The 26,771-nt window shown below is 58.1% G+C and carries 26 protein-coding genes; 18 read left to right on the top strand and 8 right to left on the bottom strand.

Translation table 11 applies throughout. The features are described from left to right. Window positions 1-3: 3 nt before the first annotated feature. Together H8F23_RS16195 and H8F23_RS16190 are read right to left on the bottom strand one after the other, a co-directional pair. The gene (locus tag H8F23_RS16195) at window positions 4-1,158 is read right to left on the bottom strand and encodes a PQQ-dependent sugar dehydrogenase (protein ID WP_194935014.1); all 1,155 of its coding nucleotides are present in this window, start codon (window positions 1,156-1,158) and stop codon (window positions 4-6) included. Window positions 1,159-1,210: 52 nt separating this feature from the next. After that, entirely contained in the window at window positions 1,211-1,531 is a 321-nt protein-coding gene (locus H8F23_RS16190; RefSeq protein WP_016984635.1) for a hypothetical protein, read from the bottom strand. Window positions 1,532-1,720: 189 nt separating this feature from the next. Between H8F23_RS16190 and ku the strand changes: the two genes are divergently transcribed. Further along, a complete protein-coding gene (gene ku / locus H8F23_RS16185; RefSeq protein WP_194935013.1) occupies window positions 1,721-2,587 on the top strand; it encodes a non-homologous end joining protein Ku in 867 nt (288 codons plus the stop codon). A 117-nt stretch (window positions 2,588-2,704) separates the two neighbouring features. Here the strand turns inward: ku and lpxO are convergent, their stop codons facing one another. Then, window positions 2,705-3,604 carry a lipid A hydroxylase LpxO gene (gene lpxO, locus H8F23_RS16180; RefSeq protein WP_123449998.1) on the bottom strand — a complete coding sequence of 300 codons (900 nt, stop codon included), beginning with the start codon at window positions 3,602-3,604 and terminating at the stop codon, window positions 2,705-2,707. Window positions 3,605-3,982: 378 nt separating this feature from the next. Between lpxO and H8F23_RS16175 the strand changes: the two genes are divergently transcribed. Continuing rightward, window positions 3,983-5,569, top strand: coding sequence for an ABC-F family ATPase (locus H8F23_RS16175; protein ID WP_095113261.1), 1,587 nt, complete (start codon window positions 3,983-3,985; stop codon window positions 5,567-5,569). Window positions 5,570-5,829: 260 nt separating this feature from the next. Further along, complete coding sequence (locus H8F23_RS16170) at window positions 5,830-7,017, top strand: MFS transporter (RefSeq protein ID WP_194935012.1); 1,188 nt, start codon at window positions 5,830-5,832, stop codon at window positions 7,015-7,017. A 123-nt stretch (window positions 7,018-7,140) separates the two neighbouring features. Here H8F23_RS16170 and H8F23_RS16165 read toward each other — a convergent pair whose 3' ends face one another. Together H8F23_RS16165 and H8F23_RS16160 are read right to left on the bottom strand one after the other, a co-directional pair. Continuing rightward, window positions 7,141-8,178 carry an alpha/beta hydrolase family protein gene (locus tag H8F23_RS16165; RefSeq protein WP_095048871.1) on the bottom strand — a complete coding sequence of 346 codons (1,038 nt, stop codon included), beginning with the start codon at window positions 8,176-8,178 and terminating at the stop codon, window positions 7,141-7,143. Between the two features lie 234 nt (window positions 8,179-8,412). Further along, window positions 8,413-9,024: an FMN-dependent NADH-azoreductase gene (locus H8F23_RS16160; RefSeq protein WP_093432787.1), complete on the bottom strand. Its 612-nt coding sequence runs from the start codon at window positions 9,022-9,024 to the stop codon at window positions 8,413-8,415. 128 nt (window positions 9,025-9,152) lie between these two features. Here H8F23_RS16160 and H8F23_RS16155 point away from each other — a divergent pair, with 128 nt between their 5' ends. Both H8F23_RS16155 and H8F23_RS16150 read left to right on the top strand, forming a co-directional pair. Then, window positions 9,153-10,061, top strand: a complete 909-nt coding sequence (locus H8F23_RS16155) for a LysR substrate-binding domain-containing protein (protein WP_194935011.1) — start codon at window positions 9,153-9,155, stop codon at window positions 10,059-10,061. Next, window positions 10,058-10,417, top strand: a complete 360-nt coding sequence (locus H8F23_RS16150; protein WP_194935010.1) for an MmcQ/YjbR family DNA-binding protein — start codon at window positions 10,058-10,060, stop codon at window positions 10,415-10,417. The genes H8F23_RS16155 and H8F23_RS16150 overlap by 4 nt, the downstream gene beginning before the upstream one ends. Before the next feature lie 114 nt (window positions 10,418-10,531). Here the strand turns inward: H8F23_RS16150 and H8F23_RS16145 are convergent, their stop codons facing one another. Together H8F23_RS16145 and H8F23_RS16140 are read right to left on the bottom strand one after the other, a co-directional pair. Further along, window positions 10,532-10,963 (bottom strand): DUF1294 domain-containing protein, encoded by a 432-nt coding sequence (locus H8F23_RS16145; RefSeq protein ID WP_194935009.1) that lies wholly within the window; start codon window positions 10,961-10,963, stop codon window positions 10,532-10,534. Next, window positions 10,960-11,790, bottom strand: coding sequence for an undecaprenyl-diphosphate phosphatase (locus tag H8F23_RS16140; protein ID WP_194935008.1), 831 nt, complete (start codon window positions 11,788-11,790; stop codon window positions 10,960-10,962). The genes H8F23_RS16145 and H8F23_RS16140 overlap by 4 nt, the downstream gene beginning before the upstream one ends. A gap of 305 nt (window positions 11,791-12,095) precedes the next feature. Between H8F23_RS16140 and H8F23_RS16135 the strand changes: the two genes are divergently transcribed. The 9 genes from H8F23_RS16135 (at window position 12,096) to H8F23_RS16095 (ending at window position 20,335) form a co-directional block, all read left to right on the top strand. Then, a complete protein-coding gene (locus H8F23_RS16135; protein WP_116256215.1) occupies window positions 12,096-13,730 on the top strand; it encodes a methyl-accepting chemotaxis protein in 1,635 nt (544 codons plus the stop codon). A 167-nt stretch (window positions 13,731-13,897) separates the two neighbouring features. Beyond that, the gene (gene pnuC, locus H8F23_RS16130; RefSeq protein ID WP_194935007.1) at window positions 13,898-14,461 is read left to right on the top strand and encodes a nicotinamide riboside transporter PnuC; all 564 of its coding nucleotides are present in this window, start codon (window positions 13,898-13,900) and stop codon (window positions 14,459-14,461) included. Then, entirely contained in the window at window positions 14,458-14,982 is a 525-nt protein-coding gene (locus H8F23_RS16125) for an AAA family ATPase (RefSeq protein WP_194935006.1), read from the top strand. The genes pnuC and H8F23_RS16125 overlap by 4 nt, the downstream gene beginning before the upstream one ends. Before the next feature lie 357 nt (window positions 14,983-15,339). Further along, a complete protein-coding gene (locus H8F23_RS16120; RefSeq protein WP_093432807.1) occupies window positions 15,340-15,789 on the top strand; it encodes a hypothetical protein in 450 nt (149 codons plus the stop codon). 1 nt (window position 15,790) lies between these two features. Beyond that, entirely contained in the window at window positions 15,791-16,366 is a 576-nt protein-coding gene (locus H8F23_RS16115; protein ID WP_194935005.1) for an adhesin, read from the top strand. A 73-nt stretch (window positions 16,367-16,439) separates the two neighbouring features. Then, window positions 16,440-17,447: a heme utilization protein gene (locus H8F23_RS16110; protein WP_194935004.1), complete on the top strand. Its 1,008-nt coding sequence runs from the start codon at window positions 16,440-16,442 to the stop codon at window positions 17,445-17,447. A 63-nt stretch (window positions 17,448-17,510) separates the two neighbouring features. Next, window positions 17,511-18,191 (top strand): C39 family peptidase, encoded by a 681-nt coding sequence (locus H8F23_RS16105; protein ID WP_194935003.1) that lies wholly within the window; start codon window positions 17,511-17,513, stop codon window positions 18,189-18,191. Between the two features lie 44 nt (window positions 18,192-18,235). Then, window positions 18,236-18,982: a hypothetical protein gene (locus tag H8F23_RS16100; RefSeq protein WP_194935002.1), complete on the top strand. Its 747-nt coding sequence runs from the start codon at window positions 18,236-18,238 to the stop codon at window positions 18,980-18,982. Window positions 18,983-19,027: 45 nt separating this feature from the next. Further along, window positions 19,028-20,335 carry a hypothetical protein gene (locus H8F23_RS16095; RefSeq protein ID WP_194935001.1) on the top strand — a complete coding sequence of 436 codons (1,308 nt, stop codon included), beginning with the start codon at window positions 19,028-19,030 and terminating at the stop codon, window positions 20,333-20,335. Window positions 20,336-20,433: 98 nt separating this feature from the next. Here the strand turns inward: H8F23_RS16095 and H8F23_RS16090 are convergent, their stop codons facing one another. Continuing rightward, window positions 20,434-21,759: a sigma-54 dependent transcriptional regulator gene (locus H8F23_RS16090; RefSeq protein ID WP_007914820.1), complete on the bottom strand. Its 1,326-nt coding sequence runs from the start codon at window positions 21,757-21,759 to the stop codon at window positions 20,434-20,436. 354 nt (window positions 21,760-22,113) lie between these two features. Between H8F23_RS16090 and H8F23_RS16085 the strand changes: the two genes are divergently transcribed. From H8F23_RS16085 to nhaB, 4 genes are all read left to right on the top strand, one after another. Next, a complete protein-coding gene (locus H8F23_RS16085; protein WP_095048857.1) occupies window positions 22,114-22,380 on the top strand; it encodes a hypothetical protein in 267 nt (88 codons plus the stop codon). A 279-nt stretch (window positions 22,381-22,659) separates the two neighbouring features. Continuing rightward, window positions 22,660-23,961, top strand: a complete 1,302-nt coding sequence (locus H8F23_RS16080) for a hypothetical protein (protein WP_194935000.1) — start codon at window positions 22,660-22,662, stop codon at window positions 23,959-23,961. Window positions 23,962-24,095: 134 nt separating this feature from the next. Beyond that, window positions 24,096-25,022 carry a hypothetical protein gene (locus H8F23_RS16075; protein ID WP_194934999.1) on the top strand — a complete coding sequence of 309 codons (927 nt, stop codon included), beginning with the start codon at window positions 24,096-24,098 and terminating at the stop codon, window positions 25,020-25,022. Between the two features lie 176 nt (window positions 25,023-25,198). Then, entirely contained in the window at window positions 25,199-26,701 is a 1,503-nt protein-coding gene (gene nhaB, locus H8F23_RS16070; protein WP_194934998.1) for a sodium/proton antiporter NhaB, read from the top strand. Window positions 26,702-26,771: the final 70 nt, after the last annotated feature.

The following is a 26,771-nucleotide window of genomic DNA, read 5'->3' as shown; positions in this document are numbered from 1 at the left end:
TCTTTAAAGTTCGGGCTTCAGGCCGATCCTGTATAGCGAGCCGTTCTCTTCATCCGTCAAAACATACAGATAACCATCCGGCCCTTGCCGCACATCACGAATCCGCTGCTTGAGTTCGCCGAGCAAACGCTCCTCATGCACGACCTTGTCGCCATCGAACTGCAAGCGGATCAGTTCCTGAGTCACCAGTGCACCGATAAACGCATTGTGTTGCCACGGTTTAAAGCGATCGGCATCGTAAAACGTCATGCCGGTAACGCCCGGCGACTTCTCCCACACATGATGCGGCGCGACGGTGCCTTCGGCCGTTTTACCCTGAGCTTCCGGAATCGGCTGCATCGAGTAATTGATGCCGTGGGTCGCCAGTGGCCAGCCATAATTCTTGCCGCGTTCGATGATGTTCACTTCGTCGCCACCGCGCGGGCCGTGCTCGTTCTCCCACACCGTGCCAGTCCATGGATTGAGCCCCGCGCCCTGCGGATTGCGCACGCCGTAGGCCCAGATTTCCGGGCGAACACCGGACTGGCCGACAAAGGGGTTGTCATCCGGCACCTTGCCGTCGGGGTAGATGCGCACGACCTTGCCTTGCAGCTTGTCGAGATCCTGCGCAGTCGGCCGGTCGTTGTTCTCACCCAGGGTAATGAACAGATAACCGTCGCGATCAAACACCAGCCGCGAGCCAAAGTGATTGCCGACCGAAAGCTTCGGTTCCTGGCGGAAGATCACTTTGAAGTCCTTCAACGTCTTCAGGTCATCCGCAAGCCGCCCGCGCCCTACGGCGGTGCCAGCCTTGTCGCCGGCTCCGCCGCCTTCGGCATAGGACAGATAGACCAGACGATCCTGTTTGAAGTCCGGCGACAGCGCGACATCCAGCAACCCGCCCTGCCCCTTGGCCCAGACCTGCGGCACGCCGGAGATCGGCGCGGACAGTTTGCCGTCGGCGGCCACCACGCGCAGATTGCCGGGACGCTCAGTGACCAGCATGCCTTGGCGATCCGGCAGAAACGCCAGCGCCCAGGGATGCTCAAGGCCTGCGGTGATGGTCGTGACTTCGAGGGTGCCCTGTTCGCTTTGCAGCTCTTTGGGGGCGGCGGCAAAAGCCGGAGCACTGATCAGCGCACCGGCCCACAGTGTGGCTAGAAGGGTTTTACGCAACATGCACGATTCCTTTTGTTCGTTTCAAGGGCCGACAGAACTTCGGTCCTGCCGCTCAACGGTTGCTGCCTCCGCTGCGCGAAGGTGGATTGGGAATGAACGTCGGTGGCGTGCTTGGCACCGAGCGGATCGGCTGGCCATTGCCGATGCCACGGTTCTCGACCGTAGGCTGACGCGGTGTCGGTACCGTGTTCGGCCCTCGAATTGGCGGCGCGCTGGGCTGAGTGCCCTGCATGCTGTTGGGGTTGGCCCGGCGGATCGGGCTGTTGTAGGGGTTGTTGCTGTTGCCGGTAGGGCTTTGCGCCAGCAAGACGTCGGCATGAACCAGACCGCCACTGAGGGTCAGGACGACGATGCCAAGCAGAATGCGGTTCATGACGCTGCCTCTCGATGGGCCAGGGATAGAGCCTTCGAGTCCACGCTACGCCGAGGGTTCGGATTTGTTAACCCACAAGCCTTAAACAACATGTAACACGGCTTGACCAAGTGGCTGGCAACCCGCGCATCCCGGGGAAACTTTCAGTCGTGGCCGCAGGTCATCCGATCATCACTCGGAGAACTCACCATGGCTCGGGCAATCTGGAAAGGCGCAATCAGTTTCGGACTTGTGCACATCCCTGTCGCATTGGTCTCGGCGACTTCGTCGCAGGGCGTGGATTTCGATTGGCTCGACAGCCGCAGCATGGATCCCGTTGGTTATAAACGGGTAAACAAGGTCACCGGCAAAGAAGTTACCAAGGAACACATTGTCAAAGGTGTGGCCTACGAAAAAGGTCGATATGTGGTGCTCAGCGAAGAAGAGATCCGCTCGGCGCACCCCGTGTCCACGCAGACTATCGATATCTTTTCCTTTGTCGACGCCGAACAGATACCCCTGCAAAACATCGACACGCCCTACTACCTGGCGCCGGACAAGCGTGGCGGCAAGGTCTACACGTTACTGCGTGAAACCCTGAGCAAGACCAACAAGGTCGCCCTCGCCCGGGTGGTACTGCATACGCGCCAATACCTTGCGGCGTTGATGCCACTGGAGTCTGCGCTGGTACTGGTGAAACTGCGCTGGCCGCAGGAGGTACGTGGTCTCGATGAGCTGGAACTGGGCAGCGAAGTGACCAAGCCGCAGTTGGCCAAGGGTGAGCTGGACATGGCCAAACGGCTGGTGCAGGACATGAGCGCAGACTGGAAGCCCGAAGATTACAAGGATGAATTTGAAGACAAGATCATGGCCCTGGTCGAGAAAAAGGCCCATGAAGGCAAGATCGAGGATGTTGAGTCGGTGGGTGGTGAGGAAGAGCGTAAAACCGCTGATGTGATCGACTTGACCGAGCTGCTTAAACGCAGTCTGGGCGGGAAAGCGGTGGCTAAACCGAAGGCGAAAGCAGAGAAAACGGCGAAACCTGCGCAGGCGAAGAAGACCAAGAAGGCTTCCTGATACTGATTGGTGGCCCTTGAGACCGTCATCGCGAGCGGGCTCACTCCTACAGGGGAACGCATTTCAAATGTAGGAGTAAGCCTGCTCGCGATGACGTCGGCAGCGTCTACCTTGAATTCAGATCAGAATGAACACCGCCAGCAAACCACCGAAGATTGCCCACTTTTCCATGTAGTAGCGCTTGCGATTGCGCTTTTTCAGTTCTTTGCCACGCAGACGAATCTTGTAGATCCGGGTAAACAAGCGGTTGATCCCGCCAGTACGGTCGCCAGCATCGTTCGGTGCGCCCGCCGCCGACATCACCGTGCGGCTGAACCAGGCGTTGAACGCGGCGGCCCAGCGGTACTTCATCGGCCGTTCAATATCGCAGAACAGGATGATACGGTTCTTGTCGGTGGTGTTTTCGGCGTAATGAATAAACGTCTCGTCGAACATCACCGCTTCACCATCGCGCCAATGGTAGTTCTCACCGTCGACGTTGATGTAGCAGCCGGCATCGTTCGGCGTGTCCAGGCCCAGGTGATAGCGATAGGAACCGGCATACGGGTCGCGGTGACGCACCAGTTTCGAACCCGGGGGCAACTCGGCAAACATCGCGGCCTTGATCGAACCAATGCTCTGCACCAGTTCGGTGGTGCGCGGGCACAGCTTCATGGCCGACGGATGGCTCTCGCCGTACCACTTCAGATAAAACCGCTTCCAGCCGCTTTTGAAGAACGAGTTGAAACCGACATCGTCATACTGGTTGGAGCGCTTGATCTCCCCGGCTCGCAGCAGGTTTTGCCCTTCTTCACGGATTTCTTCCCAGTGCGCCTGCAACGGGCTCAAGTCAGGAAACTCGCTCGGGTCCAGGTACGGCTTGTTCGGTTTTTTCGAAAACAGATAAAGGAAGCAGTTGATCGGCGCAAGAAACGTCGAATGATCGCTCAGTTGTCGACCGAGTTTGTGTCGCACACGCCCACGCAGATGAACGTATGCAATGGAAATGACATAAATAGCAGCAATGATGAGTTTCACGGAAATCGTCACACGTCAGAAGTGAACAAACTGCGCGCCTGGCGGCCTGAGGCCCAGCGTCTTATGCAGTGGTCTGAATACACATGGCACGTCCTTGGCCCGCGCCGTAACCGGACGCTCGGTGAAAGGTGGCATTTTAGCCACAGTTTGTAGCCAAGGGTGAGCGTTCATCTGTGAAAAACTGTCGTGCGCAGGTGCCAATCGGCGATCGTGGCGTGATCGCCCTATCGTTTAAAGAGCCAGACCAGTACAATCGCCGCCAAACTTTACGCGCCCCCCTTGGTTGATGACGGGACTTCCCCGCTTCAGCGCACTTTGACTCGGGCCAAGCGCTCCAGCCGCACCCTCGCTACTCAGAATGCTTCGCAGGAAAAACTCTTGATCTCTACAGCTAACATCACGATGCAGTTCGGCGCCAAGCCGCTCTTCGAAAACGTTTCGGTCAAATTCGGCGCGGGCAACCGCTACGGTCTGATCGGCGCCAACGGTTGCGGCAAGTCGACCTTCATGAAAATCCTCGGCGGCGACCTCGACCCGTCCGGCGGTCAGGTCATGCTCGAGCCGAACGTACGTCTGGGTAAATTGCGCCAGGACCAGTTCGCCTACGAAGAATTCACCGTGATCGACACCGTGATCATGGGCCACGAAGAGCTGTGGAAGGTCAAGGCCGAGCGCGACCGCATCTACTCGCTGCCGGAAATGAGCGAAGAAGACGGCATGGCCGTGGCCGAGCTGGAAACCGAATTCGCCGAAATGGACGGCTACACCGCCGAATCCCGCGCCGGTGAACTGTTGCTGGGCCTGGGCATCGGCATCGAGCAACACTTCGGCCCGATGAGCGAAGTCTCGCCAGGCTGGAAACTGCGCGTATTGCTGGCGCAGGCGCTGTTCTCTGATCCGGAAGTGCTGTTGCTCGACGAACCGACCAACCACCTGGACATCAACACCATTCGCTGGCTGGAAAACGTGCTGACCCAGCGCAACAGCCTGATGATCATCATCTCCCACGACCGTCACTTCCTGAACAGCGTGTGTACGCACATGGCTGACCTGGATTACGGCGAGCTGCGTCTGTTCCCGGGCAACTACGACGAGTACATGACCGTGGCGACCCAGTCCCGCGAGCAACTGCTGTCGGACAACGCCAAGAAGAAAGCGCAGATTTCCGAGCTGCAATCGTTCGTCAGCCGCTTCTCCGCCAACGCCTCGAAAGCCAAGCAGGCTACTTCCCGCGCCAAGGCGATCGACAAGATCCAGCTGGCCGAGGTCAAGCCTTCGAGCCGCGTGAGCCCGTTCATTCGCTTCGATCAGAACAAAAAGCTGCACCGCCAGGCGGTCATCGTCGAAAAAATGGCCAAAGGCTTCGACGGCAAACCCCTGTTCAAAGACTTCAGCTTCCAGGTTGAAGCCGGCGAGCGCGTGGCGATCATCGGCCCGAACGGTATCGGCAAAACCACCCTGCTGCGCACCCTGGTCAACGAACTGACCCCAGACGCCGGCAGCATCAAGTGGACCGACGCCGCCGAACTGGGCTACTACGCCCAGGATCACGCGCACGACTTCGAAGACGACGTCACCCTGTTCGACTGGATGGGTCAGTGGACTCAGGGCGAGCAGATGATTCGCGGTACTTTGGGCCGCATGCTGTTCTCCAACGACGAGATCCTCAAGTCGGTCAAAGTGATTTCCGGTGGTGAGCAAGGTCGCATGCTGTTCGGCAAGCTGATTCTGCAAAAGCCGAACGTGCTGATCATGGACGAACCAACCAACCACTTGGACATGGAATCGATCGAGGCGCTGAACCTGGCGCTGGAAAACTACCCGGGCACGCTGATCTTCGTCAGCCACGACCGTGAGTTCGTATCGTCCCTGGCCACGCGCATCATTGAGCTGAGCCCGAATGGCGTGACCGACTTCAGCGGCACCTACGATGACTACCTGCGTAGTCAGGGTGTGGTGTTCTAAACAACTGCTGAAAACTGAAAAGCCCTGTCCATGTGACGGGGCTTTTTGCATTCAGGACGCTGATCGTTCCCACGCTCTGCGTGGGAATGCATCCCGTGACGCGCCGCGTCACACGAGCGGGACGCGGGGCGTCCGTGGCGGCGTTACCACGCCGAGCGTGGGAACGATCGGCGGGGTGAAAAATAGTTAGCCTGCTTTCTTTTATCTGACACCCAAGCCATGATGCGAACTCTCCCACCGCCGCCCGCGAACGAGTCCTCATGTCTGCGCAGCAACTGCCACCGCAAAGCTCCATGGCGATCACCCTGCAGATCGTTTCCATCGTGTTCTACACCTTTATTGCGTTCCTCTGCATCGGCCTGCCGATCGCGGTGTTGCCTGGTTATGTGCATGAGCAACTGGGTTTCAGCGCGGTCATCGCCGGGCTGGTGATTGGCTCGCAATACCTGGCCACCCTGCTCAGCCGGCCAATGGCCGGGCGCATGTCGGACACGGTCGGCACGAAACGGGCGATCATTTATGGCTTGTGGGGGATTGTCCTCAGTGGCTTGCTGACGCTGCTCTCCACCCTGCTGCAGACTTGGCCGCTGACAAGCCTGATCATTCTGATCATCGGCCGCTTGCTGCTTGGCATCGCACAGGGCTTGATCGGTGTCGGTACGATCAGTTGGTGCATGGGCCAGGTCGGCGTCGAACACACGGCAAAATCCATCGGCTGGAACGGCATCGCTTCCTATGGGGCGATTGCCATTGGTGCGCCCTTAGGCGTGGTGATGGTTGCTGATTACGGTTTCACCAGCCTCGGCATCGCGCTGGCCGTGCTGGCGGCCGGTGCACTGCTGCTGATCCGCAACAAACCGTCGGTGCCGGTGATCCGTGGCGAACGCCTGCCGTTTTGGGCGGTGTTCGGGCGGATCGCCCCGTATGGCGCCAGTCTGACCCTGGCCTCGATCGGTTATGGCACGTTGACCACTTTCATCACCCTCTATTACCTCAACCGTGGCTGGTCTGGCGCGGCGTACTGTCTGACGGTGTTTGGCGTGTGCTTCATCCTGTCACGGCTGATGTTTATTTCAGCGATCAGTCGTTTCGGCGGTTTCAGCTCAGCCATTGCCTGCATGAGCATCGAAACCGTGGGACTGGTGCTGTTGTGGCTGGCACCGTCGACCGCATTCGCCTTGATCGGTTCCGGACTGGCAGGATTTGGTTTGTCGCTGGTGTACCCGGCGCTGGGTGTCGAGGCGATCAAACAGGTGCCCAGCTCCAGTCGTGGTTCCGGGTTGGGGGCTTATGCAGTGTTCTTCGATCTGGCACTGGCGATTGCCGGGCCGTTGATGGGCGCAGTGGCGTTGAACCTGGGGTATTCGTGGATTTTCTTCAGCGCGGCGCTGTTGTCGGTGATCGGGTTGGGGCTGACCTTGCTGCTCCAGCGCCGGGCGATTTCCTGAAGTTCGCCGCGATCCCCTGTAGGAGTGAGCCTGCTCGCGATAGCGGTGTGTCAGTCACCTAATATGTTGAATGGTATGACGGGATCGCGAGCAGACTCGCTCCCACAAGGGGTCTGCACCTGACTATTGATCCGCGGTTTGCATGCCGGCCCGGGTCGGTTTACCCAAGGTGTGCGAGAAGAACCGTCCAGCCTCCGAGATCAGGTTGCGGTGAATGTCTTCGCGATCAACGCCATCAGCATCGGTGCACAGCGCCGGCATCGCGCGAATCTGTTCTTCGTTGCACGGTGCCATAAACACGAAGTGCCCTGCCCCGGCGAGTAATTTGAAGTCCGGCGCTGTCGGCAGTTTGCGCGCCAGAGCGGCGGCGTTCTTGTCGAAAGCCACCAGTTTGTCACCATCACCGCTGTAGAGCAGCACCGGCACATGCACGTCAGCCAAGGTGTGACGACCGAACTTGAGGCTCAGCGGCGCCATCAGCAACAGCGCATGAACGCGCGGATCGGCCACCGGTTGCAGATCATCCCGATCAACGATCAACTCACCTTGGGTGTTACAGGCATCACGATCGTCCGGGCGCTCTTGGCAATACCGACGCAGGCGATCGAGATCCGGTTGCGCCCCGGACAGGATCAACGCCGTCTCGCCGCCAGCGGAATAACCGATCACCCCGACCTGATCGGCGTTGACGTACGGCGCAAGCATGCGATCGCCCAAGGTCGCGGTGATGGCTTCGGAAATCTGGATCGGCCGCCCGTAGAGGTTGCTCAGGGTGCCGAGTCGGCTGTGGTCTTTGGAATTGTCGCCGGGGTGAATCACCGCCACCACCACAAAGCCTTTACGCGCCAGCGAGGTCGCCAGGTCGTGCAGCGCGAGCGGCGTGCCGGTGTTGCCATGCGAAAGCATCAGCATCGGGAAACGGCCGATGGCGACTTTGGTGTCTTCGCCGGCCTCAACCGAATAGCCCTCGAGCAGGCTCAGGTGTTCGCGATCGCTGGAAGGATAGAAGGCGATGGCGCGCATCGGTTGCAGGTCCAGTGGATCGAGGAAGGTCATCTCGTGATAACCGACGCTCCAGACCGGGTGTCGCCCAGGCGCGGCATGCACTGTGTTAAGGCTGCCAAGCAGGCAAATCAGTAACGTTGCACAAAGACGCATCATGGGATGCCCCACTCTGTTGTTACTCAATCGAAAGATCCGTTGCGTGGCGGGCCAGAAACACCGGGATTCGGTGCTTCGGTACGACATGCATTCAGACACTGATTGTTCGACTGCATAACCCGGGCCAGATTATGTAACAGTCAGAAACAAAAAACTCCGCATTCGCCCCTTGCGGAACCAGAATACAGAGTTTTTTGTGTGTTGCCTGAACATCAGCTGTTCTTTACGCAAGCCTTACGCGGCGGCGAACAGTTGCTCGCTGATCTTCGCTTGCGCAGCGGTCATGGCGTTGTTGCGCACTTCTTCGCCATACGCCAGGCCTTCGGCACGGACGATTTCGATGTCGGTGATGCCGAGGAAGCCCAGCACCAGCTTCAGGTATTCTTCGTGAGCGATGCCGCTGGCCTGACCGGCATGGATACCGCCGGAGGTGGAAACGATCACCACTTTCTTGCCACCGCACAGGCCTTCAGGGCCGGCTTCGGTGTAACGGAAGGTTTGACCGGCGACGGCAACGCGGTCGATCCACGCTTTGAGCTGGGTCGGAACGGTGAAGTTGTACATCGGAGCCGCGATAACAACGGCGTCGGCGGCGATGAACTCGGCCAGGGTCGAAGCGCTCAGTTCGGCTTCGTGCTGTTGTGCGGCGTTACGCAGTTCAGCAGTGGTACCGGCAGCCACCAGGGTGGTCGAAGAGAAGTGGCTGATGGCGTCGGCGGCCAGGTCGCGGTAGGTCACCACGGCGCTTGGCTCGGCGACTTGCCAGGCTTTGACGACTTCGCTGCTCAACTGACGGGAAGCCGAGTTGTCGCCCAGAATGCTCGAATCGATATGCAGCAGTTTCATGTGGAATCTCCTGGAAGGAATCGCCGGTGGCGACGGAATGGAGACAATCCTACGCAAGAAACCAATGGATGATTAGCCGCCTGAAATGCGATAGTTTGTCCCACTGATAGAACAGTCGGATATCCCTGATGCAAGACCTCAACGATCTCTACTATTTCGCCAAAGTCGTCGAAGCCGGCGGTTTTGCCGCGGCCGGGCGATTGCTGGGGATTCCCAAGTCACGGCTGTCGCGGCGCATTGCCGAACTTGAAGAACGCCTTGGCGCGCGTTTGCTGCAACGCACCACCCGGCAGCTGAACCTTACGGCGGTGGGCGAACGTTATTTGCGTCACTGTCAGGCAATGTTGCTGGAAGCGGAAATGGCCGATGAAGCGGTCGCCAGCATGTCCAGTGAGCCACGTGGACGTTTGCGGGTGTCATGCCCGACCGGTTTGGCGCATGAGATGCTGCCGTGGGTCATTAGCGACTTCCTCGGCAAATTTCCTCAGGTGCAACTGGAAGTCGTCCTGCTCAATCGTCGGGTCGATCTGGTCGGCGAAGGTTTTGACGTCGCGCTGCGCGTGCGTGAGCACGGTGATGAGGATCCGTTGCTGGTCACCCGGCGCTTGCGTCAGGCGCAAATGGTCGTGGTGGCCAGTCCGGTGTTTTTGCAGGGCCACACGGTCAACCACCCGCAAGACCTGAAGAATCTGCCGGTGCTGGGTGCGCTGGAGGCGGATCGCATGGTGCATGTGCGTTTGCTCGATCAGCAGGGCCACAGTTTCGAACTGAACATGGAAGCCCGCCTGGGCATCGATGATTTTGTCGTACGCAAGGCCTGCGTCCTCGCCGGTCAGGGGTTTACCCTGTTGCCGATGATGTATTGCGAGGCGGAGCTGGAAAACGGCACGCTGGTGCAGATGTTGCCGGAGTGGTCACTTCCCGGCGGCTGGCTGCAAGCGGTGTATCCGCATCGACGCGGGGTGATGCCGGCGGTGCGCGCGTGGATCGATCATCTGGTCGAGTCGTTCAATGCCTGTGGGGAGCGGTTGTTATGAGCAAGGGAAAGATGAACGAAGCCGACGTTGCGGCGTTTTGCCTGGCATTGCCGGGGGCTCGGGAAGATTACAAATGGGGCGGCGTGCGAGTGTTTTCGATTGCCGGCAACAAGATGTTTGCCTTGCAGGGGCTGCGTGGGGATTCGCTGGCGTTCAAGGTCGACAAGGATTTGTTTCTTGGCCATTGCGACCGTCCCGGCATTCATCCGGCGCCCTATCTGGCCCGGGCGCAGTGGATCATCATGCATCCGCCCTATCCGTTGGGCGCTGAGGAATTGCAGGGGTTGTTGCAGCGTTCGCACCAGTTGGTGGTGAGCAAGTTGCCGAAAAAGACCCAAATCGGATTACTGCTGTAAACCCGATTCCCCTGTGTAGGAGCTGCCGAAGGCTGCGATCTTTTGATCTTTTAAAAAGCAAGATCAAAAGATCGCAGCCTTCGGCAGCTCCTACAGGGGGATTTGTGTGGGCTGTCAGAACAGCGCCAGCAGGTTCGAGCCAAGAAACAACTGATCGATCCAGAACACCTGGTGCAGCAGCACAATCACCCAGAACAGAATCTGAAACGACACCTTGCGCGTCTTGTGCCGGAACACCTGCTGGGCGATTAATGCACCCGGCCAGCCGCCCGCCAGTTCCACGGCATGAAGGATGTTCTCCGGTGTGCGCCAGGCATCGGCGCGCGCCTTGCGCTTGTCTGCCCAGTACATGAAGAACGCCAACACACTCACAACACCGTAAGCCGTCAGCGGCACCAACGAAATCCCGCGCAACCACATCGACACCGAGCCGAACAGCGGCAACGCGCAGACGATCAGCAGAACCAGCAGTTTCAGCTTCAGATGCTGGATGTTGTTGCCGCCCGAAGGTCGACCTTCCGGCCGGCGTGCGCGGGAATCACTCATGGCTTGGCCGCCGCCCAATCGATCCAGCCAAACTGCCACGTCGCCAGAATGACCAGACCAAATACGATCCGATACCAGGCGAATGCCGCATAGCTATGGCTGGCGATGAACTTGAGCAAGCCGCGCACGGCGATCATGGCGAAGATGAACGCGGTGACAAAGCCGATGGCAAACACCGGGAAGTCCGCCGGGACAAACAGTTGGCGGTACTTGTAGCCCGAGTAGACCGCCGCACCGACCATGGTCGGCATCGCGAGGAAGAAGGAAAACTCGGTGGCAGTCTTGCGCGACAGGCCGAAGAGCAACCCGCCAATGATCGTCGAGCCGGAACGCGAAGTGCCGGGAATCATCGCCAGACACTGAGCGAAACCAACCTTCAAGGCATCTTTCCAGGTGATCTCGTCGACTGTTTCGGCGTGCACTGCATGCTGACGCTTTTCCGCCCACAACATGATGATGCCGCCCACCACCAACGCGGTCGCAACGGTAATCGGGTTGAACAGGTATTCGTGGATCAGGTCGGCAAAGATCACGCCGAGCACCACGGCGGGCAGAAACGCGATCAGCAGGTTAGCGGTGAAACGACGGGCACTGGGCTGCGTCGGCAAACCGATGACCACGTCGAGAATCTTGCGCCGAAACTCCCAGACCACCGCGAGGATCGCGCCGAGCTGGATGATGATATTGAACGCCATGGCCCGTTCGCCGCCGAACTCGAGCAAGTCGGCAACAATGATCTGGTGTCCGGTACTGGAAATGGGCAAAAACTCCGTCAGCCCTTCTACAACTCCTAGTATCAGTGCCTGCAAGGCCGTCCAAAGATCCATCAATCCCCCAAAGAGCGATGCACGTGGGCATGCTCCGATAGTATTTTTCTAGCGTTCACTGCGATCAGCGTAGCTGTTTATGGCTGTACCGATTCCGCACGCACAGGATCCACACGAAACGGTCAAAATTCCGTGAAATATCAATTTGGATTCAGGTTTTCACGCGCGGGGCCGAAATCCTAACAGACAAGCCTTATTAGCGCTGCCGCGTTATACGACTTGGGTCGCGTATGCCTCACCGCGAAATCGTGGTTGGATGCTGGCGGTCGTTTATTACAAGAAAAAGAATCCGGAGTGACAGCGTTATGAACAGCTTGCGCAGTGTGTCGATCAGCCGACGCTTGTGGCTCATCTTGATTGTGGCGGTGGTCATGTTGCTGACCTTGGGCGTGTTGATGCTCAAGCAGATCCACGATGATCTCTACCATGCCAAAGCCCAGAAAACCCAGCACGTCGTACAGACCGCCAGCGGCCTGCTCACCTATTACCACGACCTCGAAACCGCCGGCACCCTGAGCAAAGAGGCGGCGCAGAAACAGGCGCTGACGGCGATTCGTGGCCTGCGCTACGACCAGAGCGATTATTTCTGGATCAACGACCTCACGCCCGTGATGGTCATGCACCCGACCAACCCGAAACTCGAAGGCCAGAACCTCTCGGCTATCCGCGATCCGGACGGTTTTGCGGTGTTCAACGAAATGGTCGCCATCGCCAGGTCCAAAGGCGCCGGCATGGTCGACTACCGTTGGCCGAAACCCGGCGCCAGTGAGCCTGTGGCCAAGACCTCCTACGTCAAACTGTTCGAACCGTGGGGCTGGGTGCTCGGCTCCGGAGTTTACGTCGACGACGTGCAGGCGGAATTCCAGGGCCAAGTGATCAAGGCTACGGTCATCGGCCTGGCGATTGCCGTGATCATGGCGCTGCTGGTGATCCTCATCGCGCGCAGCATCGTCCGTCCGCTGCAGGAAACCGTGAATGCCATGGCCAACATCGCCAGCGGCGAAAGCGACCTGACCCGCAGCCTCGATACTCACGGTAAAGATGAAGTCACTGAGCTGGCGCATCACTTCAACGCCTTCACCGCCAAGCTGCGCCGGGTCATCGGTGATCTGCAAGTGTCGGCCAGTGCACTGGGCCAGTCGTCCAGCGAGCTGGGCAACGACGCCTCGCAAGCGCAGCAACGCAGCCAGCAGCAATCGCAGCAGATGGAACTGGTGGCCACCGCGATCAACGAGGTGACCTATGGCGTGCAGGACGTGGCGAAGAACGCCGAGCACGCCGCCGCCGAAATGCGCGATGCCGAAGCGCAGGCGCAACAGGGCCAGATCAACATCGATGGCAGCTTGCAGCAGATCGACAAACTGTCCGGCACTATCGATCAAGCGGTGGAAGTGATCCGCACCCTCGCCGCCGAAAGTACGCAGATCGGCAGCGTGCTGGAAGTGATTCGCTCGATTGCCGAACAGACCAACCTGCTCGCGCTTAATGCCGCGATTGAAGCGGCGCGGGCCGGTGAGCAAGGTCGCGGGTTTGCCGTGGTGGCGGATGAAGTACGCTTGCTGGCGCAACGTACGCAGAAGTCGACGGCGGAAATCCAGTCGATGATCGAACGTCTGCAGAACCATTCCGAAGCCGCTGTGAAAGTGATCGGCGACAGCAGCAAGGCGTCGCAACTGACCATCGAACAAGCCGGGTTGGCCGGTGCGAGTCTGAATGCGATTGGCCAGGCACTGCGTAATCTAAATGGCCTGAATGCGTCGATTGCCAGCGCTACGTTGCAGCAGGCGCATGTAGTCGAGGACATTAATCAGAACGTCACTCAGGCCGCTGGCCTCTCGCACAGCACGGCCATTGCGGCCGAACAGTCGAGTGCGGCCAGCCTGAAACTTGGCCAGTTGAGCGAACAACTCAACGCCCTCCTGCGCCAGTTCCGCGTCTGACCCAAAACCTGTGGGAGCGAGCTTGCTCGCGAAAGCGTCAGGTCAGTCAAAGAAGATTTCGACTGCACAGGCCCCTTCGCGAGCAAGCTCGCTCCCACAGGGTTCTTCAGTGTCTGGGCGAATGCAGTACAATCCGCCCCCTCCTCAATTTCCCCCAAGGAACCCCCATGTCCGGGCTTGAACTGTTTGCCGCCGCCCTCGGGGTCATCGCCGTGTGGCTGACGGTCAAACAGAATCCGTGGTGCTGGCCGATCGGCCTGGTCATGGTGCTGCTCTATAGCTGGATCTTCTTTGAAGTGAAGCTGTACTCGGACATGTTGCTGCAAGTGATTTACGCCGCCCTGCAAGTCTATGGCTGGTGGCAATGGACCCGCGCCGGGACGATGCATGATGGCCGTGAAGTCACGCGTCTCGATCAACGCTCGATTCTGCTCGGCCTCGGCGTTGGCGCGGTCGGCAGCCTGCTGCTGGGCGCGGCCATGGCCCACTGGACCGACGCCGCACAACCGTGGCTCGATGCGGCGCTCACCGGTTTCAGCCTGGTCGCGCAGCTGTGGATGGCACAGAAACGCCTGCAATGCTGGGCGCTGTGGTTCGTGCTCGATGTGATCTTTGTCGGACTGTTCATCTATAAGGGGCTGTACCTCACTGCTGCGCTGTACGGTCTGTTTACCCTGCTGGCGATTCAGGGCTTTCGCGAATGGCGCGCTGACCCGGCGCTGCGCACATGAAGGTCGTGGTCCTGACCGGTCCAGAATCCACCGGCAAGAGCTGGCTGGCGGCGGGCCTGCAGCAACGCTTTGGCGGTGTGCGCGTGGATGAATACGTGCGCCGTTTTATCGAACTCAATCCCCGTGACACCTGCCTGAACGACATCCCTGAGATCGCTCGCGGTCAACTGCATAGGGAAGACCAGGCACGGGCGCAACAGCCGTCGCTGCTGATTCTCGACACCCATTTGCTCAGCAATATGCTGTGGAGCCAGACGCTGTTTGGCGACTGCCCGGACTGGCTGGAATCCCAACTGCTGGCGCGGCATTACGACCTGCACCTGTTGCTCTCGCCAGAGCAGATCGACTGGACCGATGACGGCCAGCGCTGCCAACCCGATCTGGACGAGCGCCTGGTGTTTTTCCGGGCCACGCAAAGTTGGCTGGAAAGCCACCACCAGCGTGTTCAGGTCATTCAGGGCGATTGGGCCGAGCGCCAGACTCAAGCCTTTGCCGCCGTCGAGCAATTGCTGGCTGAATGACCCGGTCAGCGGGTCAGACTACCCGGCAACTTCCCCCGTTTTGGGGGCAAAGTGTCCGTTCCTGAAACACCCCGCCAGTTGCAAAGTGCCCGTTTCAGCACTGTTCACTGCTTTGTCATCCGAGTTGTTACGCGTCTGATACACACCGCTGCAAACCCTTGTTCCAGAGCATTGTTCAGCCAATGGACAGGTCGACGTGGTGGTGTGTGTTTCAGCGCTGAAACAGCTTGTGTATCAGGCGTACGCGTTTATTTCCCAACTCATTGAAAGTTAAAAACATTTAAAAAGCGGCACAGCTTTCGCTCTCTCCTTCACAACGCTGACTCGGGCCAGCCCACTGAAGAAGGAATTGCAGCCGTGGGGAATATCAAAAAAGGTTTGACCTGCCTTCTGCTGATCGGATCAGCAGCCAGTACGTTCATCAGCTTCAACGTGCAGGCAGAAGGCAATGGCGTGATTGTCCTCAATCGCGATGTTCAGCCAATTCCTATCGGTCGCAGCGGCGGTAAAGACCCCTATCCAACCACCGTCAATGCTAACCCTTCAGCCCGCATCAATCAGGCGATGAGCAGCACTGAGCTCAATGACGGTGAGTTTGCCAGCGTAGCCAGTGGCTCTTCGATCCGCGGCAACATCAGCACACCGACGGCAAATCTGCCCGGCATGAACACCCTGACCAATACCAACGGCCTGCCCGGTATGAGCAGCGGCCACGGCGGCGGCGCCGGCGGTTCCATCTCCAATACCGTCAACCGCGCCATGGGCGCAGGCCTGGCTCCGCTGACCCGCATGGCTGGAGGCCAATAAGATGAATCGTTTTCTGCTCCTGCTAGCCCTCCTCGGCTGCGCCAGTGCGATGGCGGCCGACCCCAGCTCAGTGAACAACGCGAACATTCAGGACACCGGCATTCAGTACCGCGGCAACTACAACGTCAACCAGGCCGCCGGCGATCAGATGCAACAGACCAACACCAAGGCGATCGCCATTGGCACCTCGGCCAGCGCCACCACCAATGTTCGCCAAACGATCGATACACCCGCCAATCCTTCGACGAATGCCAGCGCAACCATTGGCGGCAATGCTTTCAGTAATGGCAACGGGATCCTCGGTGTGAACCAGGGCGCCGGTGCCAACAACCAGATGGCCAACGTGACGCGCGTCAGCATCAGTGCTGCCCCGCAGAGCGTTGACGACAGTGCCCTTTCACAACAGAACGTGGCGCTTTTACCGAGCTCAGGAGCAACTGGTACCTCACCCGGCAGTCGCCAGGTCACGACAAGTGATCAGGCCTTCACCGGCAGCCGCGGGGTAATCCAGGTGAACCAGAGTGCCGGGGTGGGGAACCGAATGGCTAACACCCTGAGCATCCGGGTCGCTGACTGACCCAAACAACAAAAGCAGTGCAATTAGAAAGTACCAACACTTAACCAACTAATAAGCACGATGGAGAAACACCATGAAACCTACAATGGCTCTCAAACCACTGGTTTTCGCACTTGCAGCAGTGATGGCAATCGCAGCACAGGCAGGCGGTCGTGATGACGATCATGGTAACGGGCACGGCAATGGTCATGGCAACCATGAACCAAAAGGCCCTACCCTGGAACAACTTCTGCAAATCGGCGCCGGCGCTGGTGCTGCCGTACTCGACACGCAGAACAGCGATGGCAACCTGGTGGGCAACCAAGGCACCAAAAATGATGCCTCCGTTCGCGACTCCGCCAATGGCACCAACGGCAACGTCGGCATGAACAACACCGCCGGGGATGGCAACCAACAAGACAACGCCGCTGCACTGGCAACTGCCGACGAAAGCTTCATCTTCGGCACTGCCGTGTCCATTTCCAACGCGACTCAGGTCAACACCAACAACGCGGTTGCCAACTACTCGACAACCAACAACGCCAACCTCAACAACGTGGGTAACGGCGGTTCCGGCAACATCGGTGTGAACAACAGTGCCGGCAACTTCAACCAACAGAAAAACAACCTGGCCATTGCTGTATCCGGTGGTCGTGTAGCTAACGCCGCTGCCGCTGCCAACCAAAGCTCCACTGGGTTGACTGTGTCCAACAACGGCACTCAAACCTACAAAACCGATACTCTGAGAGGCACCTTCACCGCTGCCGGCGCATTCGTGGCAGCTGGCAAAGCGACCATCGAAGGCGACAAAGGCCATGGTGGTGGCGGTTATGGCGACAACGACCGTGGTCATGGCGGCAACGGCGGCAGCAAAGATCAGAAAGCGACCTTTGAAGCTGTCGGCATCTTCGGTCTCGCCGGTGTAACCACGCAACAAGTGCTGACCCCTGATGGCTGGAAAAACCCTGTGACCAACAACGCAAGCATCTCCAACGTTGGCAACAACTTCTCCGGCAACGCTGGTTACAACAACGCCGCCGGTGTTGGTAACCAACAAAGCAACTCGCTGTCCATCGCTGCAGGTTGCAAAGCCTGCCTGTAATCGCGATCGAAACGAAAGCCCCGGAAACGGGGCTTTTCCTCAGTCCGCAAAGGCGTATCGATCATGCGTAAGACTGCCCTTTTCGCTCTGCTTTGCCTGTCCGGCCTGACCCAGGCTGCCCAGATGCCAGTCGCTGCCCTCCCAGGCGGCGTACTCGTCTACAAGAACGTGCAAAGCATTCGTGAGCGCAAGTTTGCCGACATTGTCGAACAGAAAACCGATTTCAGCTGCGGCGCTGCTGCACTGGCTACGGTGTTACGCCAGGCCTATTGGCTCGACGTCGATGAGGAGCACATCATCAAAGGCATGCTGGTCAACGCTGACCAGGACCTTGTTCGTACTCAAGGGTTTTCCATGCTGGACATGAAGCGCTACATAGAAAGCATCGGCATGCGCGCCAGGGGTTACAAGATTCCGCCGGAAAAACTCGATGCTGTAACCATCCCGGTGGTGGTACTGATGGAAATTCGCGGCTACAAGCATTTCGTGGTTCTGCAGCGTTCGGACAAGGATTGGGTTTACATCGGAGACCCGGTTCTCGGCCATAAACGCTACAAACATGATGACTTTGTCAAAGGTTGGAACGGCATTGTCTTCGCCATCGTCGGCCCCGGTTATGACAAAACCAATGCATTGCGCAGCCCGCCGACACCGCTGACGGCGAAGAACAAGCTGGATAACTTCAACCCCGTCAGAGATGCTGAATTGATGGACTTCGGGTTCATACAGAGCGACTTCTTTTAATCGCCGATTATAAAGAATGGGGCTGGATGTCCCGGGAGCAGCAAATGAAAACCTCATACTGGCTGGCCGCCGCCTGCCTGGCAGCGAGTGCGTCAGGCTATGCCAATGCAGGATTCAAACCTATAGAAATACAAGACAAGGAATTGTCCGAACTACGTGGTCGTTATGTCATGCCGGGGCGGATTATCAGCTTCGGCATTGTCATGAGCAGTACCTGGCGCAACGCCAGTGGCGATTTGATCGGGGCTTCGACCTCGATGCAACTTCAGGCTGCAACGGTAAAACCTGAATTCTATGTTCAAACCATCAAGGAACACGGCAACGGCAGCACCCTTCCGACGGGTACCGGCACAATCACCGGTGGCGCCGGCCTCGACAGCAGCCAGGGCGTAACACAGAGCGTACGCGCTGCGGGTGACAGCAATACCGCCTACAACAACGTTGCCATCAACGTTAAAGAAGCCAGTCAGGCGCCAGCACTGGTGCCCACCCAAGGGCAGGCGCTGATGGCCGGGCAAACCATCGGCGGCAGCAATGCCGCAGGCAGCGTGGCGGTTTCGGCCAACGGTGGCGGCGTACAAATGGCCATTCAGGCCTCCGGCAATCAAGGTACAGCCCTGCAACAGGTCGCCCAAGGCGGCTTGCTGCAGAACACCCGTTTGCTCGGCAGTGCCAACGTGGTCAATAACATGACTCAACTCAACGTCGTCCTGAACAATAACGGCATGAGTGCCGGCGCACTGGATTGCAACCTGACTCAGCTCAGGGCACTACGCAATATTGGATATTGAACTACGCTGAGTCTCGATCATTGGGCTTAAAGGGACGGCTTATTCATGTATCGATCAGTATCACTGCGTGCCGCTGTTTGTTTGAGCACCCTTCTACCTGCAGCGATGCTGCAAGCGGCACCGGACGCCGATGTAGAAGTCCTGAAACAAGAACTTCTGGAGCTGAAGCAACGCTACGAAGTACAACAAAAAGCCCTGGCGATACTCGAACAACGGGTTCGCCAGGTCGAAGATCAACCGGCGGCGCCACCACCCAAAAGGTTGGCCAAGTCGCCGTCGGATATGAAAGGCAATCCAAAAGTGGCCACCGGGACCGGGGCCGCGGCAGCGTCGGGGGGCGCAGCCGGAGGCAGTGGGGCTTCTTACGGACAATCGCTGGCAGATGATTCACAACCGGCACAGAGTGTGTCCAACCTGTACGACGAAGCCAGTGGCTTCTTCGGGGGCGGTAAATTCAGCGTCGAAACCGGTATCACCTACTCGCGCTATGACACCCGTCAGTTGATCCTCAACGGCTTTCTGGCACTGGACTCGATCTTTCTCGGCAACATTAACCTTGACCGAATCAAGGCTGACACCTGGACTCTTGATCTCACGGGTCGCTACAACTTCGATAACCGCTGGCAGTTCGACCTGAACGTGCCGGTGGTCTACCGCAGTTCGACGTATCAGTCGGGTGGCGGTAACGGCGGTGCGTCAAACGTCACCACAGAACAGGACGTCGATCGCGACCCAACCATTGGTGACGTCAACTTCGGCATCGCATACAAATTCCTCGACGAGTCGGTGAATACGCCGGATGCGGTCGTCACCTTGCGCGTCAAGGCGCCAACCGGCAAGGATCCGTTCGGCATCAAGCTGCGCCAGACCGACGCCAACTCCAACCTGTTCGTGCCTGACACCCTGCCCACCGGCAACGGCGTCTGGTCGGTCACTCCGGGGATCTCGCTGGTCAAGACGTTCGACCCGGCGGTGCTGTTCGGCAGCTTGTCCTACACCCACAACCTGGAGGAGTCGTTTGACGACATCAGCTCGACGGTCAACCAGAAAAACCCGGGTAAGGTAAAAATCGGCGACAGCTTCCAGATCGGTGCCGGTATCGCGTTTGCGCTGAACGAGAAGATGAGTATGTCGTTCTCGATGTCTGACCTGGTGCAGCGTAAAAGCAAGCTGAAGCAGGATGGTGGCGATTGGCAATCGGTGGTATCCAGTGACGCCAATGCCGGTTATTTCAACGTCGGCATGACCATTGCGGCCACCGACAACCTGACCATTGTTCCGAACTTGTCGATCGGTTTGACCGACGATGCACCGGACTTTTCCTTCAGCCTGAAATTCCCGTACTACTTCTAGGCAAAGCAAAAGATCGCAGCCTGCGGCAGCTCCTACAGGGATTACACAAACCCAATGTAGGAGCTGTCGCAGGCTGCGATCTTTTGGTCTTCAGCGATCTAACGGATTTGATGCTTGTGCAGCAAACGGTAGAACGTCGGCCGAGACACCCCGAGCACTTTGGCCGCCACACTGAGATTATCGCTGTGCCGGTTCAACACATCACACAACGCCTGGCGTTCGGCGCGGGTCTTGTAATCTTCCAGCGTGCCCATCGGTGTGGCGATCGAGTGCTGACTGATCAAGCCCAGATCCCGTGCCTCGATCTGCCGCCCTTCAGCCAACACCAAACCTCGTCGCACACGGTTGGCCAGTTCACGGACGTTACCCGGCCAGTCATGTTTGCCCATGGCAATTAGTGCATCTTCGCTGAAACTGCGTGGGCGTCGGCCGGTTTCATGGCTGTAGAAGTGCGAAAAATGGTTGGCCAGCATCGACAGATCACCGTGACGTTCACGCAACGGCGCGGTGACCACTTGCAGGACGTTGAGCCGGTAATACAGATCTTCGCGAAATCGCTTTTTCTCGATGGCGGCTTCAAGGTCGACGTGGGTCGCTGCCAGAACGCGAACATCCACCGGGATCGGCTGACTGCCGCCGACACGTTCGATGTGCCGTTCCTGCAGGAAGCGCAACAAATTGGCTTGCAGTTCCAGCGGCAGATCACCGATCTCATCCAAAAACAGTGTGCCGCCATTGGCCGCTTCAATACGCCCAATCTTGCGCTGATGGGCGCCGGTAAACGCACCTTTCTCGTGACCGAACAGCTCGGACTGAATCAGGTGCTCGGGAATTGCCCCGCAATTGATTGCCACAAACGGTTTGTTGTGACGCTGGGATTGCCGATGCAGCGTGCGTGCAACCAGTTCTTTACCGGTGCCGCTTTCACCGCGGATCAATACCGGCGATTCGGTCGGCGCCAGTTTGCTGAGCAATTTGCGCAGTTCGCGGATCGGTTTGCTGTCGCCAAGCAGTTCGTGTTCGGGCTGATCCACATGAATCGTGCCCTGCCCGCGCAAACGCGCCATGCCGAATGCGCGGCCGAGGGTGACCTGCACCCGCGATACGTCAAACGGCAGAGTGTGGAAATCGAAAAACCATTCACAGACGAAGTCACCAACGTTCTGCAAACGCAGGACTTCCTGATTGAGCACAGCGATCCATTCAGTGCCGCTGCGGCTGATCAGTTCCTTGACGGCTTCGGGACGTTCGAGGTGAAACGGCTGCAATCGCAACAAGCCGACATCACAGCTTCGATCGGCGGCATTTTCCAGGGTACAGCTATCAACATCCCAACCTACGGCGCGTAATCCGGGCAATAAGCGGTGGCAATCGTCGCAGGGATCGACCACCAATAAACGTCGTAACGCTGGCGCTTCGCTCATGACTGTTCCTTGGCGCCAAATTATTAGAAATGATTGTAAAAACAGTCATTTGGCAGACCCGACTGTAACATTAGCAAGATTTTGACAGGACCTTGTATCGATTGCTTATAGGTGTACAAGCAAACACGTTATAAGAACAGAAGTTGTTAGTCAGCTATCTACTAATTTCTGCCTAAACCTTTCAGTGAGCTTTCAAAAACCTGTCTGTAAAGCAACGCCATGAAAGAAAGTTGAAATTTCTTTGTTTCATGTGTGACCCGCCTGCGGGTTCGGTGCATCAGTACAAGTACCAGCCGAACGGTAAGCCCAACCGACGGCACATCACTTGATTGGGCACGACAGAGAGAAAAACCCATGACCGCCCCGCTCCGTATCAACGAAGCTCTTCTGATTGCCAACCACGCGTTCAAACCGTTCCAGTGCGTGGCCTGGGCGCCACAAGACGGCAATGGCGAACTGAGCCTGACCGTGATTGACCGGACCAACTCGCACATCGGTCGCAAACAGATCCCGAGCAGCGCCTACTCTGATCCGGCGCAACTCGAGCAACTGTTGGAGCAGGCTCGCGCTGAACTCAGCGAAGAAGGTTACAGCCTGCAATCCTGGTCGATGCCACACTAACAACCGGGTAATGCGGATGACGTTCAGGTCATCCGCCCTCTTCCCTTAGTTGCAGTCTTTTTAACGCTCCGTACTTTTGTACAACTATTTGCAACGTGTTCAGGCTTAACTGCTTGGGCGGCTTGCTATTGGTTCAAAAAGACACTGTTCTGGCACAGTGCGACCCTCCACCTGTTAGTTCTTACAGTTGTACTTCTCCCGGTTCAGGGATTGAATGTTTCGCTCATGCAGTTACCCATCCGGCTTCCGGTACAGGTCAACTCGCAAGGAGATGCGTGCATGTCCATCCTGAACACTTTTGCGCTGCCGGCATTACCAACGACGTTGTCGAATCGGGCCGGTCAACTCGACAGAACGTTTGCCGCCACCGGCGTCGCCCAAGTGTATTTCGCTGGCAGCGTGTCCAGCCTGACGGAAGATATCGCGCTCGATGCGCAGGGGCGGATTCTCGTTGCAGCAAAAGTCGGCATCAGCGCCGGCAGCCGCTTCGGACTGGCGCGGATGCTCGCCGATGGCTCAGCCGATCTGGCCTTCGGCGATCAAGGCAGCGTGATCGATACCTTTGCCCCGGGCTTTGAAGCCACCGCCGGCAAAGTTCAGGTGCTGCCCGACGGGCGCATCCTGCTCGCCGGCCTGCATTATCAAAACGCGCATCGCACCCTGCCTGCGCTGGCCTTGTTCGATGCACAGGGCAAGCCGGACCCGAGCTTCGGTGACAATGGACGTCAGGTGGTGCGCCTGCCCGGCGATCTGTCGATGGGCAGCCGTGATTCCTGGCTGCCGCCGGGCGTACCCGGTGCCGAAGCCTGCGACTTCGTCGTGCAGGACGACGGTCACATTCTGTTGATTGCCAATCACCATTTCGAACTCGCCGACCATGCCGGCATGCTGATTCGCCTCAAGCCCGATGGCAGCCTGGATGAAACCTTTAATGGCCGTGGCTTCGTGATGGTTCGCCACTTGCTGCTCAACACCTGGCTCAGCAGTCTGCTGGTGCAAAAGGATGGGCAGATTGTGGTGGCAGGCTCCATCGACTTTCCGCAGGAGGGTTTGCTCGCGCGTTACCTGCCCAACGGCCGCCTCGATGAGCGTTTTGCCGTCGACGGCTTCATGGCGTTCAAAGCACACGGCCAAAGCGCGCAGGTCAGTCAGGTCATTGAATCCACCGACGCGTTGCACTGCTTCGGCAGCAGTCGCGACCCGATCCGTTGCATGGCCTACAGCATGCACACCAACGGTCGTCCGGACCTGCACAGCCATGGCGGACAGCCCCAACTGCTGGAAATCGGCCCCAGCGGCTGCCAATGGAGCGCCGCCCAATGCATGGCGGACGGCCGCATTATCGCGGTCGGTGCCACCATTGGCGGAATCGAGGCGGATTTTATCGTTGCCCGCTACCTGAATGACGGCAGCCTGGACCACAGCTTCGGTGACGGCAAAGGCTGGCTGCGCACACGTCTGGGTCGCAGCCTGGACACAGCCAATTCGCTGGCTGTGCAAGCGGATGACGCGATCCTTGTGGGCGGTTATTCGCTGGATGGCAACTATCGGGCGATGGTGGCGCGGTATCTGAATTCATAGGCGAGCCGCATTAACCGTTCGTCGGGAATGAGGCTGTACCTGTAATTTCTGACAGTAGACGCCAGCCTTGTTCGGCCATCTGATAGCAGGGCGCGCAGAACACTGCGTGCTCTACCCGAAAAAGGAATTTTGATATGAACGATCTCGTGACACCGTCCAAACATCGCACGTCGGTTGCACAGCCCTCAGGAAGCACAAAGCGTGTAGCGCCGATCATTCTCTCAATCACCAATGGTGACGATATCTCCATTCCACCTGACGGCACTACCACGAACGGCGATCTGTCTTTTGTCGGTTCGGCGGCGCCGAATCAGTTAGCAGTGATGCTGGACTATGGGATTCCCGCACACCCTTCCGTGACTGTTGACGAACGTGGTCATTTCAGCGCCCTACTGCTTGATCAGGCACCGGGTAATCACGCATACAGCGTGAGAACCTCCGATGGTCAACTGTCAGCGCCATGGACTGTTAAAGTGGATGTCAGCGAAACGGTCTCAATCGACTCGGTATACGATCCTGCCGGTAGGCTCGTCGGAAAAGGTGAGACTACCTTTCAGAATGAACTGAACTTTATTGGCAAGGGCGCGCCTGGCAAAGTAGTGGAGTTGGTGAATAACGGCACAGTGCTAAGCCTCCTGAATGTTGGAACAGACGGACATTGGAGCGCCAAAATCAAGGATCTCAAGACCGGCACCCAAAACTTCATCGCTCGGGAAACCAATGGGCAGCAATCATCGCCATGGCGGGTGCTGATAAAGCAACCTGCACCGATCAGTATTCAATTTGTCTTAGGCAATGAAAGCTTTCAATTGATCGGGAATCAAGAAACCACGAGCGATAGATCAGTGACATTGGTGGGTACAGCAACCCCCGGTGAAACAGGCTGGATTGTCGACTATCAGCGTGACCTGGTGCCCTTCGCCGCAAATGAACACGGTGTCTACTGCGCAACGATCGAGGACCTGGAAGAAAACTGGGTTCACACCTTCAGACTCCGATCCGATCTGGGTCGACTCTCTACGCCTTGGGCTATCAGGGTGGTATCGTCGAAATTGCGCTAAATGCTTGCCTGCGGCAGACAAAAGGCCCACCGAGTCGTGACTCGGTGGGCCTTTGTCGTTCCATTGTCAAAGAGCACACCCGGTTTCCAAGAAAGACATCGGTTATATCCAGTTACACCTTGAACTTGCCCGCCACATGCGGCAACTTGCGCGCTTCTAAAGACAAGGAGCAACCGATGTCCGGTTCAATGGCCCAGGCGTTCGCGCACAATTTTCTCGGGCACTCGCCACGCTGGTACAAGGCGACCATCGTCGGTTTCCTCATCCTCAACGCCGTCGTGCTGTTCGGCGTCGGCCCAGTCGCGGCCGGCTGGTTGCTGGTGATCGAATTCATCTTCACCCTGGCGATGGCGCTCAAGTGCTATCCGCTGATGCCCGGCGGTTTGTTGTTGATCGAAGCACTGCTGCTGAAGATGACCACCCCCCAAGCGCTTTACGATGAGCTGGTGCACAACTTCCCAGTGATCCTGCTGCTGATGTTCATGGTGGCCGGTATCTACTTCATGAAAGATCTGTTGCTGTTTCTGTTCTCGCGCCTGCTGTTGGGCGTGCGTTCAAAAGCAATACTGGCCTTGCTGTTCTGCTTTCTTTCCGCGTTCCTGTCGGCATTTCTCGATGCATTGACGGTGACCGCGGTAATCATCAGTGCGGCGGTCGGGTTCTATTCCGTTTATCACCGTGTCGCGTCGGGCAACGATCCGCGCCAGGACAGTGAGTTTGCTGACGACCGGAACCTGCCGATACTTCACCATGACGATCTGGAACAATTCCGTGCGTTCCTGCGCAGTCTGTTGATGCACGGCGCGGTCGGTACGGCGCTGGGCGGTGTCTGCACATTGGTGGGCGAACCGCAGAACCTGCTGATCGGCCACGAAATGGGCTGGCATTTCGGCGAGTTCTTCCAGAAAGTTGCCCCGGTGTCGCTGCCGGTGCTGGCAGCGGGTCTGGTCACCTGCGTGTTGCTGGAAAAGCTGCGCTGGTTCGGCTATGGCACGCTGCTGCCGGACAATGTTCGCGCCGTGCTGGCCAACTACGCCGCCGAAGACAATGCCGAGCGCACAGCGCGCCAACGCGCAGCCCTGCTGGTGCAAGGCGCGGCGGCACTGATCCTGATCGGCTGCCTGGCCTTTCATATCGCTGAAGTCGGCCTGATCGGCTTGATGGTGATTGTGTTGATCACCGCGTTTACCGGCATCACCGACGAACATCGTCTGGGCAGCGCATTCAAGGACGCCATGCCGTTCACGGCGTTGCTGGTGGTGTTTTTTGCGGTGGTCGCGGTGATTCACGATCAACAGCTGTTTGCGCCGTTGATCGAGTGGGTGCTGGCCCTGCCGGTCGAGCAACAACCGGGCATGCTGTTCATTGCCAACGGCCTGCTGTCGGCGATCAGTGACAACGTGTTTGTCGCCACGATCTACATCACCGAAGTGAAACAGGCGTTCCTCGCCGGGCACATGAGCCGCGAGCATTTCGAGACGCTGGCGATCGCGATCAACACCGGCACCAACCTGCCAAGCGTGGCGACGCCGAATGGCCAGGCCGCATTCTTGTTTCTGCTGACCTCGGCGATTGCACCGCTGGTGCGCCTGTCGTACGGGCGGATGGTGTGGATGGCGTTGCCGTACACCTTTGTGATGGGGCTGCTGGGTTGGTATGCCGTGAGTTACTGGCTCTGATCAACACCGCGTAAAAACTGTAGGAGTGAGCCTGCTCGCGATAGCGGTGTGTCAGCCCAGGAAATGGTGA

This window comes from Pseudomonas neuropathica, assembly GCF_015461835.1.
In the GTDB taxonomy this organism is placed as follows: Bacteria; Pseudomonadota; Gammaproteobacteria; order Pseudomonadales; family Pseudomonadaceae; genus Aquipseudomonas; species Aquipseudomonas neuropathica.
Note: the sequence above shows the minus strand (reverse complement) of the source record. Positions and strands in the feature narration are given on the sequence as shown.

Coding starts and splice junctions, on each gene's coding strand:
- H8F23_RS16160 (WP_093432787.1), bottom strand. CDS start 9,024: ATGAAACTGCTGCATATCGATTCGAGCATTCTGGGCGACAACTCGGCT.
- H8F23_RS16125 (WP_194935006.1), top strand. CDS start 14,458: ATGAAGGTCGTGGTCCTGACCGGTCCAGAATCCACCGGCAAGAGCTGG.
- H8F23_RS16100 (WP_194935002.1), top strand. CDS start 18,236: ATGAAAACCTCATACTGGCTGGCCGCCGCCTGCCTGGCAGCGAGTGCG.
- H8F23_RS16140 (WP_194935008.1), bottom strand. CDS start 11,790: ATGGATCTTTGGACGGCCTTGCAGGCACTGATACTAGGAGTTGTAGAA.
- H8F23_RS16165 (WP_095048871.1), bottom strand. CDS start 8,178: ATGATGCGTCTTTGTGCAACGTTACTGATTTGCCTGCTTGGCAGCCTT.
- H8F23_RS16080 (WP_194935000.1), top strand. CDS start 22,660: ATGTCCATCCTGAACACTTTTGCGCTGCCGGCATTACCAACGACGTTG.
- H8F23_RS16135 (WP_116256215.1), top strand. CDS start 12,096: ATGAACAGCTTGCGCAGTGTGTCGATCAGCCGACGCTTGTGGCTCATC.
- H8F23_RS16110 (WP_194935004.1), top strand. CDS start 16,440: ATGAAACCTACAATGGCTCTCAAACCACTGGTTTTCGCACTTGCAGCA.
- pnuC (WP_194935007.1), top strand. CDS start 13,898: ATGTCCGGGCTTGAACTGTTTGCCGCCGCCCTCGGGGTCATCGCCGTG.
- H8F23_RS16155 (WP_194935011.1), top strand. CDS start 9,153: ATGCAAGACCTCAACGATCTCTACTATTTCGCCAAAGTCGTCGAAGCC.
- nhaB (WP_194934998.1), top strand. CDS start 25,199: ATGTCCGGTTCAATGGCCCAGGCGTTCGCGCACAATTTTCTCGGGCAC.
- H8F23_RS16170 (WP_194935012.1), top strand. CDS start 5,830: ATGTCTGCGCAGCAACTGCCACCGCAAAGCTCCATGGCGATCACCCTG.
- H8F23_RS16145 (WP_194935009.1), bottom strand. CDS start 10,963: ATGAGTGATTCCCGCGCACGCCGGCCGGAAGGTCGACCTTCGGGCGGC.
- H8F23_RS16190 (WP_016984635.1), bottom strand. CDS start 1,531: ATGAACCGCATTCTGCTTGGCATCGTCGTCCTGACCCTCAGTGGCGGT.
- H8F23_RS16150 (WP_194935010.1), top strand. CDS start 10,058: ATGAGCAAGGGAAAGATGAACGAAGCCGACGTTGCGGCGTTTTGCCTG.
- H8F23_RS16105 (WP_194935003.1), top strand. CDS start 17,511: ATGCGTAAGACTGCCCTTTTCGCTCTGCTTTGCCTGTCCGGCCTGACC.
- ku (WP_194935013.1), top strand. CDS start 1,721: ATGGCTCGGGCAATCTGGAAAGGCGCAATCAGTTTCGGACTTGTGCAC.
- H8F23_RS16195 (WP_194935014.1), bottom strand. CDS start 1,158: ATGTTGCGTAAAACCCTTCTAGCCACACTGTGGGCCGGTGCGCTGATC.
- H8F23_RS16075 (WP_194934999.1), top strand. CDS start 24,096: ATGAACGATCTCGTGACACCGTCCAAACATCGCACGTCGGTTGCACAG.
- H8F23_RS16085 (WP_095048857.1), top strand. CDS start 22,114: ATGACCGCCCCGCTCCGTATCAACGAAGCTCTTCTGATTGCCAACCAC.
- H8F23_RS16095 (WP_194935001.1), top strand. CDS start 19,028: ATGTATCGATCAGTATCACTGCGTGCCGCTGTTTGTTTGAGCACCCTT.
- H8F23_RS16090 (WP_007914820.1), bottom strand. CDS start 21,759: ATGAGCGAAGCGCCAGCGTTACGACGTTTATTGGTGGTCGATCCCTGC.
- H8F23_RS16115 (WP_194935005.1), top strand. CDS start 15,791: ATGAATCGTTTTCTGCTCCTGCTAGCCCTCCTCGGCTGCGCCAGTGCG.